The sequence below is a fragment of the Spirosoma pulveris genome (assembly GCF_054781875.1).
This window is the reverse complement of the sequence record NZ_BAAGTO010000011.1, coordinates 119,763-130,816: the sequence shown is the minus strand read 5'-3', so window position 1 is coordinate 130,816 and position 11,054 is coordinate 119,763. Positions and strand designations below refer to the sequence as shown.

At 49.4% G+C, this 11,054-nt stretch carries 9 protein-coding genes; 6 read left to right on the top strand and 3 right to left on the bottom strand.

The window, feature by feature from the left end; translation table 11 throughout:
- Nucleotides 1–15 precede the first annotated feature (15 nt).
- The 3 genes from ACYVJM_RS26555 to rpiB all read right to left on the bottom strand — a co-directional run bounded on the left by ACYVJM_RS26555 (nt 16) and on the right by rpiB (nt 4,541).
- Nucleotides 16–2,142 carry an FUSC family protein gene (locus ACYVJM_RS26555; RefSeq protein WP_461151252.1) on the bottom strand — a complete coding sequence of 709 codons (2,127 nt, stop codon included), beginning with the start codon at nt 2,140–2,142 and terminating at the stop codon, nt 16–18.
- Between the two features lie 36 nt (nt 2,143–2,178).
- Nucleotides 2,179–3,945 carry an ABC transporter ATP-binding protein gene (locus ACYVJM_RS26550; RefSeq protein WP_461151251.1) on the bottom strand — a complete coding sequence of 589 codons (1,767 nt, stop codon included), beginning with the start codon at nt 3,943–3,945 and terminating at the stop codon, nt 2,179–2,181.
- Nucleotides 3,946–4,109: 164 nt separating this feature from the next.
- Nucleotides 4,110–4,541: a ribose 5-phosphate isomerase B gene (gene rpiB, locus ACYVJM_RS26545; protein ID WP_461151250.1), complete on the bottom strand. Its 432-nt coding sequence runs from the start codon at nt 4,539–4,541 to the stop codon at nt 4,110–4,112.
- A 129-nt stretch (nt 4,542–4,670) separates the two neighbouring features.
- Here rpiB and zwf point away from each other — a divergent pair, with 129 nt between their 5' ends.
- The 6 genes from zwf to fumC all read left to right on the top strand — a co-directional run bounded on the left by zwf (nt 4,671) and on the right by fumC (nt 10,893).
- Nucleotides 4,671–6,170: a glucose-6-phosphate dehydrogenase gene (gene zwf, locus ACYVJM_RS26540; RefSeq protein ID WP_461151249.1), complete on the top strand. Its 1,500-nt coding sequence runs from the start codon at nt 4,671–4,673 to the stop codon at nt 6,168–6,170.
- An 11-nt stretch (nt 6,171–6,181) separates the two neighbouring features.
- Nucleotides 6,182–6,523 carry a cupin domain-containing protein gene (locus ACYVJM_RS26535; protein ID WP_461151248.1) on the top strand — a complete coding sequence of 114 codons (342 nt, stop codon included), beginning with the start codon at nt 6,182–6,184 and terminating at the stop codon, nt 6,521–6,523.
- A gap of 48 nt (nt 6,524–6,571) precedes the next feature.
- Nucleotides 6,572–7,297 (top strand): 6-phosphogluconolactonase, encoded by a 726-nt coding sequence (gene pgl / locus ACYVJM_RS26530; RefSeq protein WP_461151247.1) that lies wholly within the window; start codon nt 6,572–6,574, stop codon nt 7,295–7,297.
- A gap of 122 nt (nt 7,298–7,419) precedes the next feature.
- Complete coding sequence (locus tag ACYVJM_RS26525; RefSeq protein ID WP_461151246.1) at nt 7,420–7,632, top strand: hypothetical protein; 213 nt, start codon at nt 7,420–7,422, stop codon at nt 7,630–7,632.
- Between the two features lie 189 nt (nt 7,633–7,821).
- Nucleotides 7,822–9,066 carry an acyltransferase family protein gene (locus tag ACYVJM_RS26520; protein WP_461151245.1) on the top strand — a complete coding sequence of 415 codons (1,245 nt, stop codon included), beginning with the start codon at nt 7,822–7,824 and terminating at the stop codon, nt 9,064–9,066.
- A gap of 426 nt (nt 9,067–9,492) precedes the next feature.
- Nucleotides 9,493–10,893 (top strand): class II fumarate hydratase, encoded by a 1,401-nt coding sequence (gene fumC / locus ACYVJM_RS26515; RefSeq protein ID WP_461151244.1) that lies wholly within the window; start codon nt 9,493–9,495, stop codon nt 10,891–10,893.
- Nucleotides 10,894–11,054: the final 161 nt, after the last annotated feature.

Genomic DNA, 11,054 nt, shown 5'->3' with positions numbered 1-11,054 from the left:
CCTCATCGGATCGTACTACGCTAATCGATCCACCAGTTTACCAATGTCGCTGCTTACCTGCTGAATAAAATTTAACTGCTCACTAAGCAAAGGGTCGGCGGGAGCCGGTTCCGGAGCCGCCGGGCTCGTGCCGGTAGGCTCCTGAACCGGGTTGTCCATTGATATGCCTAACCGGCGCAGGCTTTCATTGAGGGTAAACAAAGCTCGCTTAACCGGACGCAGAAACGGGACAGGGTAAACTTTGTATTCGTTCGTAAACTGGGCAGAGGTAATCGTAGCAATGTTGGCCGACAAAATGTGGTTCAGGACCACAAATTCGTAAATAAGCTTCTCGTTACGCTGCTTGTGCTTGGGCTCCGAGAGCATCCGGTCGAAAGCCGCCGATAAATTGGCCGACGTAACATACACTTCCTTACGGGCCAGCTTATAATCCACAAGACTGATATTCTGTCCGGAAAGGCTGTCGAACAGCAGTTGCAGGTAACGGATATTGGCCTGTAAAATAGCCTTCATTGGCTTGGCCAACTGATCGGACTCCCACTGCGGAAAAACCAGATAGCCCGTTACCAGGGCAATAACTCCTCCTAGCAGCGTATCGAAAAAACGCTCTTCGGCCACCCCCAGATAGCTAACCCCCAGAAAGCTGAACAGCAACAGGACAAATGGGGTCACACAAATGACCATCACGATATAATTGATGCGTTGCGCGCTATAGGTGCCGAGCATAAACAGCACCATGAAGCCAAACTGAACGTCTCTGCTGGGGATGAACGTCAGAATGAATACGCCAATAATACCCCCGGCTAATGTACCGCTGATGCGTTCGATATTTCGTTGCTTGGTCAGACTAAAAGCTGGTTTCAGAATCACCGAAATGGTCAGTAATACCCAATAACTATGGTGGCCGTAGGGGAGGAGTTTGGTAATGACGTACCCGAGCAGCATGGCAACCGCTACCCGCACCGAATGCCGGAACACCGAGGAGTTAAGGCTCAAATTGTCGAGAAAGGATTTTCGGTCGATTTCCTGATGCGTAACGAAACGTCCGTATTCCATCTCCTCGTTATTGATCGGGTTGGCCGTTGGTGAAGCCAGGTTTTTCTGAAGGGCCGTTACCCGCTGGCTGATGGTGCGCAGACTAACCAGCACTTTTTTGAGTACCAGCGTGCTGCCGCCTTCATCGCCGAGGGCGTCGATGCTGCGTTTCAATTCATCCAGCCGGGGCGTAATATCGACCGGTTTGTGGAACGGAACGGGTAACTGGATAGCCAGTCCGATATGGTCCAGTTCGACGGAAAGCCGCCGGATGGACCGGGCAATGTGTTCCAGCACACCCGAATTGCCAAACCGTTCCCGAATGTCGGAGTAGTCATAGTACATGGCGATGATCTGCTCGTACAAATCGACAACATCCACGAAGGTGAGCAGCAGCAAACGGCCCGTACGCGTTGTTTCGGCCACAATCCGCCGACTTTTGAATAAAACTTCCCGCACGGCATCCTGCTTTTCGCTAACATCGACCTGTTGGGCAATTAGCCGACGGTAATTGTCATCCAGTGACGTTGACGTATCATAAAAATCCGCCTTGATGGCCATGAGCTTGGCCATTTCATGAATACACTGCCCCAACGCCTGTTGCGCCAGCCGGTAGGGTTGAAGTCGGGAAGCCAGCAAACTGATCAGGCTATACCAAACGCTGCCCGACAGCACCAGGGCACTTTCGTGAATAACCCCGCGGGCATCCATGGGCCGGTCGATCATCAGGATCATGATGAGCAAAGCCGCCGTACCTACAGAAGTGGCCCGGCTTCCGTAGATGGCAAACATGGAAAAAAAGAACCCGAACAGCAGAATTTCAGCGCCCAGCGTGTACTCATTCATCCGGGCGAAGCCCGTAATTAACGTAACCAGAAAGCTGATAACTGCGCTGGTAGCCATGGCGTTACGCCGATGCATGACCGGGCCAGGGGCATCGCTCAGGCTCACGTTCAATGCACCCAGCGACATAGCCATACCGGCCTGTAACTGACCAAACTGCGAGAGGGCCAGGGACGGCAACAGAATAGACAACGTTATCCGCAGACCATCTGAAAAATACTGGCTCGACAGAAAATATCCGACTTGCCGACTACGCTTGTTCATACGTGAATGGCCTTTCCTGAGAAATGCATGGAGCGATCAGGCGTCGAGGGGCAGCAAACCTGTTTTACGTTCTCCAATTTGCTGCCGCCACATGGCGTAATATAGGCCCTTTTGGGCAACCAGCGCATCATGATTGCCCGTTTCGACAATTTTACCCTTCTCCAGCACAAATATAGTGTTGGCGTGTAGGATGGTGGAAAGGCGGTGGGCAATCAGGATGGTAATCTGTTCGTTCAGCGCCGATACCGAGCGGACGGTATCCGTAATTTCTTCTTCGGTAAGTGAGTCCAGTGCCGACGTTGCTTCGTCAAAAATCAATAGCCGTGGATGCCTGACCAGCGCACGGGCAATGGAAAGCCGTTGTTTTTCGCCCCCCGACATTTTCAGACCACCTTCCCCAATCTGCGTGTCGAGGCCGTTTTCTGAGCGGGCCAGCAGATGATCGCAGGCGGCTTTGTCGAGGGCATCGAGCATTTCGGCTTCGGTAGCGTCGGGTTTGACAAACAGCAGGTTTTCGCGGATAGTCCCGGCAAACAGGTGCGTATCCTGCGTCACGAAGCCAATCTGACGGCGCATGGGGTTGAACCGGATGTCCTTAGTCGATATGTCGTTGTAATAAATCTCCCCATCGACGGGCCGGTAAAGTCCGACCAGTAGTTTCACCATTGTCGATTTTCCAGAACCCGACGGTCCCACGAAGGCAATAGTATCGCCCAGGGCGGCCTCGAAACTTACGCCATCGATGGCGTTCTGACCAGCTCCTTTATGCCGAAAAATTACCTCTTCAAACCGCAATCGTTCCAACGGACCCACCACAACCGGCGAATCCGGGTTTTTCTCGATAGGTCTTTGCATCAGCTTGCCAAAACTATGCAGTCCGGCTTCGGCTTCCCGGTAGGCTAGAATGATATTACCCAGATCCTGCAAGGGGTTGAAGATGGCCACCGAAATGAACTGCATGGAAATTAGCTCGCCGGTGCTCAGGATATTTCGAAAAATAAGCCAGAGCAGCGTAAACAGAACGGACTGCTTGAGAATATTCAAGGTGGTACTTTGCCAAAAGGAGAGGAGCCGAACGCGTTTTACCTTGAACATTTCGAGGTCGAAAATGCGACCCGTCTGTACCTTAAGTCGCCTGATTTCCGGGAAGGTAAGCCCCAGGCTTTTGATAAGTTCGATGTTGCGAAGAGACTCCGTAATAACGCCCGACAGCAGGGCCGTTTCCCGGTTGATGGAACGTTGGGTGGTTTTGATCTGGGTGCTCAGCGTACCTGTTAGCCCGCCCAGCAGCAATACGCCGGTTAAAAAGACAGGCACCAGCGCCCAGTGTTTCGTGATGGCATACCAGACCAGAAAACCAACGCCAACCAGTGAGGAAAACAGCACGTTGACGAAGGAATTGATAAATTTCTCTGTGTCGGTGCGGACTTTTTGCAGGATAGACAGGGTAGCCCCACTGCTTTGATCGCCGAACTCCTGATACGAAAGCCGAAGAGTTTGTTTAAGACCGTCGTTGAAAATATCGGTGCCAAATTTCTGGACAACCAGACGGGTGAAGTATTCCTGAAAGGCTTTGGTGATGTTGGACAGAACGGCCACGCCAACGGCAATAGCGAGCAGCCATAAAACGCCGTTTATTTTCTCCGAATCTGTTTTTTTGCCCGGATTGGTGGCGTATTCGTCAATCAGCTTCCCAAAAATAATAGGGTCAACGAGGGCTAGTATCTGGGCGATACCCGCCAGTGCCAGCGCCAGTACGGCCAGCCAGCGATACGGTTTAAGATACGACCAGAGAATCGACATTGGGGTTGGTTAATGTTTATTGATTGGCAGGTATAGCGTTATTAGTCAATGGGTTAGTGGGTTAAAAGGCTGAAACTGAGCCAGACTATATACCGGAATAACGATTAACCAATAACACTATACCTAACAACCTTATCATCATTAACCAATTAACCTCAAGTAGGTTATTGATCGAGCTGCTGAATACGGGCCAGGTGGCGCCCACCTTCAAACGGCGTATCGAGCCAGATTTGGACCAGGTTAAGGGCGGTTTCTTCACTCATCATGCGTTCGCCAATCGACATTACGTTGGCGTCGTTATGCTGGCGGCATAGCCGGGTCGATTCTTCGTTCCAGCAAAGACCGCAGCGAACCCCTTTAATCCGGTTCGCCATGATGGCTTCTCCGTTGCCCGAACCTCCCAGCACAATACCCCGGTCAACATCACCGGCGGCAACGGCTTCGGCCACAGGGCGGATGTAAACAGGATAATCGACGGATGGCGTTTCGGCATACGTGCCTTTGTCAATAACCTCGTGGCCGAGGTTGGTGAGATATTGTCGGATGGCTTCTTTATAACGGAAACCAGCGTGGTCGGAACCGATGGCAATTTTCATGATAAACGAAAGGAATGAAAAACAAGGGCCAAAAGTAGTAGAATACTGCGCCAAGATGAAACCTTAACGGACTAAACTTGTTCCGAAAACAGACTGGCGGTAATTTGCAGCCCGTCAAGACAACCGACTATGATTCCAGCTACTAATCAGCGTCCACCGGCTACCATCCTGTTTATCTTTGGTGGAAGCGGTGATTTGAACCTCCGCAAACTAACTCCGGCGCTCTATAACCTGTACCTTGACAATTACCTGTCCGACCGTTTTTCGATGGTTGGGCTGGGGCGAAGTGAGTATACGGATGAGTCGTTTCGGGAGCGATTACTCGAAGGGGTTCAATCGTTTTCGCGCCGTAAAAATGGCCCCGACGATATCTGGGCGTCGTTTTCCAAGACGATTACGTATTTGCAGATGGACGCTGGTGATGCCGGAGCCTATGCCAAACTGAGTAATTACGTGTCGGCCAAAGAGGAAGAATGGGGTGTACAGGCCAATATTGTTTTCTACCTCGCTGTAGCGCCCCAGCTCGTTCCGGGTATTGCGGTTAACCTTGGTAAACTGCCCCTTTGCTGTGAAAAATCCAGGGTTCGAATCGTGGTCGAAAAGCCATTTGGGCACGATCTTAAAACGGCTCAGGAGCTGAATAGCCTACTGGGTGGCTTGTTTGCCGAAGAGCAGATTTATCGCATAGATCATTACCTGGGTAAAGAAACGGTGCAGAATATCCTGGCCCTTCGATTTGCCAACTCCCTGTTCGAGCCCATCTGGAATCGCCGGTATGTGGCTTATATTCAGATTACCGCTTCCGAAACCGTGGGGCTGGAAGGACGGGGTGGCTATTATGAAGGCTCGGGTGCCTTGCGCGACATGATCCAGAACCACTTGCTTCAGGTGTTATGCATGGTCGCTACCGAAGCCCCTATCTCCTTTGATGCCAATGAGGTACGGAATAAAACCGTCGATGTACTGAACGCCATTCGCCGGATAAAGCCCGAGCAGGTGAACGAGGTAGCCGTTCGGGGGCAGTACGGTCCCGGCCAGAAAGATGGTAAGCCGACACCGGGCTATCGGGAAGAGGAAGGCGTAAAGCCGGATTCTAAAACGGAGACATTTGCTGCTGTAAAGCTGTTTGTCGACAATTGGCGTTGGGAGGATGTGCCGTTTTACCTCCGTACGGGCAAGTCGCTCCCCGAAAAGGCCACCGTTATTACGATTCAGTTCAAGCCTGCTCCATACTACGCCTTCCCTGACGAAGCAACGAATGGCTGGCAGTCTAACCGACTGACCATTGGCATTCAGCCCGGTATGGACATCCGGCTGCGGTTTCAGGCCAAACGGCCCGGCCAAACACTCGCTATCGACCCTGTAGAGATGGTGTTCAGCTATAAAGATGCCTACGAAGGGCAGGAGCCGGAAGCGTACGAAACCTTGTTGCTGGATGTTATGACCGGCGATGCGACGCTGTTCATGCGGGCCGATCAGGTTGAAGCGGCCTGGAAAGTCGTGACGCCCATTCTAGAAGCCTGGGAAGCTGAAACGCCGGACTTCCCGAATTACGAACCGGGTTCTTGGGGCCCCGAAGCCGCTGCGCAGCTCGTTGAAAAAGACGGCTTCTCCTGGATGATGAAATAATCCGAAAAACGATGACAAACCAACTTGCTGCCCTATTCGTCGATGATGGCAACCTGCCCTGGGAGTCGGTGGCCGACGGTGTAAAACGTAAAATCATGACCTACGACGACAACTTGATGATGGTCAAAGTAGCGTTTGAAACGGGCGGTATAGGCGCGGCACATAGTCATTTTCATACTCAAATGAGTTATGTGGCCAGTGGAGCGTTTACCATCACCATCGGCGACGAGGTTCGGGTTGTTCGGGCGGGTGACGCCTATTACATTCCACCGAATATACGACATGGTGCCGTGTGCGAAGAAGCGGGCGTACTGGTCGATGTGTTTACCCCCATGCGCGAAGATTTTGTTTAACTAGTTAAGCCACATCATTAAAATAGGGCATAACTATTAGAATTGACTATGCAACTGATTATCAAAAAGAACCCGGCCGATCTGGCGAAGGCTGCGGCTGATTTTATCGTCAAACGCATTAAAGACACCCTGAGGAAGCAGGATCGGTTTACGATTGCCTTGTCGGGTGGGAGTACGCCGAAAGCCCTGCACGAACTGCTGGCGAAGTCGCCTTATGTTGATCAGATTCCATGGCTGCAACTGCACGTATTCTGGGGCGATGAACGCTATGTGCCCATCGACGATGAACAGAGTAATGCCGGTATGGCGTACGATACGCTGCTAGGGCATGTTTATACGCCGGAGGAGCAGATTCACGTTTGGCGAACTGACCTTGAACCCGATGCCGCAGCGGCCGACTACGACCGGATCCTGCACGCCTATTTTGGTGATAGCGGTCCGTCATTCGACCTCGTTCTGCTTGGTATGGGCGATGATGGGCATACCCTTTCTCTGTTTCCCGGCACCGAGGTTGTCCATGAAGAAACGGCCTGGACTAAAGCGTACTTTCTGACGCAGCAGAACATGTTTCGTCTGACGCTAACGGCACCCATTACGAACCGGGCTGCCTGCGTTGCTTTTCTGGTGGCGGGTCCCAAAAAAGCGGAGCCTTTAAAAGAAGTGCTCGAAGGGGCGTACAATCCGGACAAATATCCCTCGCAGGTGATCAGGCCGGTGGACGGAGAACTCGTCTGGCTCGTCGATGAAAAGGCGGCTGCACTCCTGAAGAAGTAGTATTTGGTGCATCGTACCCATAAAAAAGAAGACCTTCATCAACGAGGGTCTTCTTTTTTATACCGGTCTGTTACTCATACTGTTTCGTCATCAATCGAACGACGGACAGATCAACACACTACTTGATCGAATCTTTCTTTGTGGTGTCGCTCATCATGGTCGATGTTGAGTCACCAGTAGTCGACGAAGTTGACATCGTCGATGTCGTGTCGCTCATCATCGTTGAAGTAGAATCCGATACGGTTGTCGTAGATTCTGTTTTTGTGCTGGAACAAGCCGTTGCCAATGCCATCATCGAGAGGATGAAAAATGCAGATTTTGCCATGTTGAGTTGAAATTGAGGTTGTTAGTTTATTTCAATACTATTAATACAGAGTATGTAGAAAAGTAACCCATCGTAATAATTGTTTTTTGCTGGAGTATAATGACGGCATTTATCATTTTAATATACTTTTTCTTAGGTTTTATACATATAATAAGTAACGATAATTATTAAACTGTTAATATAGGGGGATTTTACATTTTTGAACATTTCTCCTGCCGTATTAGTGATACCCAGTCAAACTGATTTTTCAAAGAAAATTTCCTTTCAGGATACACTTGCAACTACATCCTCAGGTTTACTCCCGAATCTAAATGGAGTTCGTTTTATTGCCGCGTTTCTGGTGCTTTTACATCATATTGAACAAGTGAAGTGGGAGATGAAGGTGCCAAACGTATATGAGTTTTATCTGATTAAAAACAGTGGGAAGTTAGGTGTTGGTATGTTTTTCGTTCTAAGCGGCTTTCTAATTACATATCTGCTCCTGCGCGAACGTTCAGCTAATGAAATCAACGTATCTAACTTCTACGCTCGCCGGATTTTACGGATTTGGCCCTTATATCTGCTGATAGTTTTTCTGGCTTTGCTGGTTTTTCCCAACTTCCCCACTCTCTTTGACTATCGGTCAGACACTACCGTTTCGACTTCATATTTTGTCCCTCAGCTAACGCTTTTCCTGTTGATCTTGCCCAATTTAGCAATTGACTTTTTTGATCCTTCCTATTTATGCTCACCTGCCTGGTCAATTGGTGTAGAGGAGCAATTTTATATATTATGGCCTCACATTATGCGGACAAAAAAGTGGTCGCGGAAATTAGCAGCAATTATTACTTATATCTTGGGTATTACTGTTGTTGTTGCCTTATGTGTTTTCTGGTACAAGCAAATCACGCCACCAGGGAAAGCTAAATCTGCATTATCTATAATTTTAGTGTTGATGGGCCAATTTCGCATCAGTCTGATGCTTATTGGTGCAATGGGTGCAACGCTTCTACACAAAAAGCATTCGTTTATGACCCGATGGCTATTCGCGCCATCGGTACAAATCACTGCTTACACTGCTGTGCTGGTCCTCTGGCTTACAGGTACGCAGATACCCGGCTGTAATCTGGAAATTTATGGCCTGTTTTTTGGGCTGTTCATTCTCAATGTGGCCGGTAACCCGAAAACATTAATTCGGCTGGATGGGGGGCCTTTAGAACGGTTGGGTCGAATCTCTTATGGTGTTTATTTATACCATATTCCTCTCATCGTTCTACTGATAAATCTACTTCAGCATGTGCTGCCTGTTAATTCAGGATTTATATACAATCTAATTTTATATATGCTGAGTATTTGTCTGACACTTATTATTTCAAGTCTATCCTATACCTATTCTGAGACTCCATTTCTGCGATTTAAGGACCATCGTTTTGCTGCAGTATCCTTTAAAAAAAGCGACGGATAACTAAGAAAGAGGATCAGTCTCATGTTTGCCGGAAAGTCATTTAAACTTGTGCTGACCGCTTGCCGCCCGTCCGCACACGAACGAACAGACCAGAATTGCCTTGTCTTTATATAGACAAATGTTGACGTGTAGGAGTATCAGATTGAGTATCAGTTACCTTTAAACTGCTATGCGAATGGCCCGGAAAAATGGCATTGCCATGATACTTCTTGGCCATAAACTCTACCAGTGGTTTTTTTTAAGAAGGTTCGATATGGGTTTAACCAAAGGATCTGTCTACCTTCCAAATAGCAACCTTGTACTGTCACTTGAGAACTATTTTATAAAGAATAAAAATTCGTTTCAACTCTGTGTCGTTGCGCCCTACCTTTGCCGCTGAATTAGCAGACAGCTTTTGTCTAACTTCTTATATCCTTTCGTTTATTCATGGAATACCGCATCGAGAAAGACACGATGGGCCAGGTACAGGTACCGGCCAATGTTTACTGGGGCGCTCAAACCCAACGCTCCATCGAGAATTTTAAAATTGCTCAGGACATCAATAAAATGCCCCGCGAGATTATTCGGGCGTTTGCATACCTCAAAAAAGCAGCAGCCCTAACGAACCTCGATGCAGGCGTATTATCGAAAGAAAAAAGTGATCTCATCGGTCAGGCCTGCGACGAAATTCTGGACGGTAAACTGGACGATCAGTTTCCGCTGGTTGTCTGGCAAACGGGTTCGGGTACGCAGTCGAACATGAACGTCAACGAAGTGATCGCTTACCGCGGCCACGTGCTGCAGGGTGGTCAACTTTCAGATGAGAAGAAGTTTTTACACCCGAACGATGATGTGAATAAATCGCAGTCGTCGAACGATACGTTCCCGACGGCTATGCACATCGCAGCCTATAAAATTCTGCTCGATGTAACGATTCCGGGCATCACGAAGCTGCGTGATACCTTGGCGGCCAAGTCGAAGCAGTTTATGAATATCGTAAAAATCGGGCGGACGCACTTCATGGATGCCACCCCGCTAACGGTAGGGCAGGAGTTTTCGGGCTATGTGTCGCAACTCGATCATGGTTTGCGGGCGATCAACAACTCGCTGGCTCACCTAAGCGAACTGGCGCTGGGCGGAACGGCTGTAGGTACGGGTATCAACACGCCCCCCAACTATTCCGAAAACGTGGCGAAGCACATTGCCAGTGTTACAGGTTTGCCATTCATTACGGCCGAAAATAAGTTTGAAGCTCTGGCGGCTCATGATGCTATAGTGGAAGCCCATGGTGCTCTGAAAACCGTAGCGGCCAGCCTGATGAAAATTGGTAACGACATCCGAATGCTGTCTAGCGGTCCACGGGCGGGTATTGGCGAACTGCACATTCCTGACAACGAGCCGGGTTCGTCGATCATGCCGGGTAAAGTAAATCCAACCCAGTGCGAAGCCATGACCATGGTGGCCGCTCAGGTCATGGGCAACGATGTCGCCATCAACATTGGCGGCATGAACGGTCATTTTGAGTTGAACGTGTTCAAGCCGGTCATGATTTATAACTTCCTGCATTCGGCCCGGCTCATCGGCGATGTGTGTGTGTCGTTTAACGACAAGTGTGCGGAAGGCATCGAACCCATCGAGGCCAACATCAAAAAGCACGTCGATTCGTCGTTGATGCTGGTTACGGCCCTGAATACGAAAATCGGCTATTATAAAGCGGCCGAAATTGCGCAGACCGCCCACAAAAACGGCTCGACGCTCAAAGAAACGGCGTTACAACTCGGTTACCTGACCGAAGAAGAGTTTAACGAATGGGTGAAGCCCGAAGATATGGTGGGCGATATTAAATAAGCCACTTTATTGACTCTACGGAAAAAGACCCCAGTAATGGGGTCTTTTTTTTTTACGACTAGCGGAAGAAACTGCAAAGCAATCTTTGCGTAAAACGTGTGCATCATATAGGACAGCTTATGCGATGGAGTCACTAAAGTATGGTGCCCTGAGTTATTCAA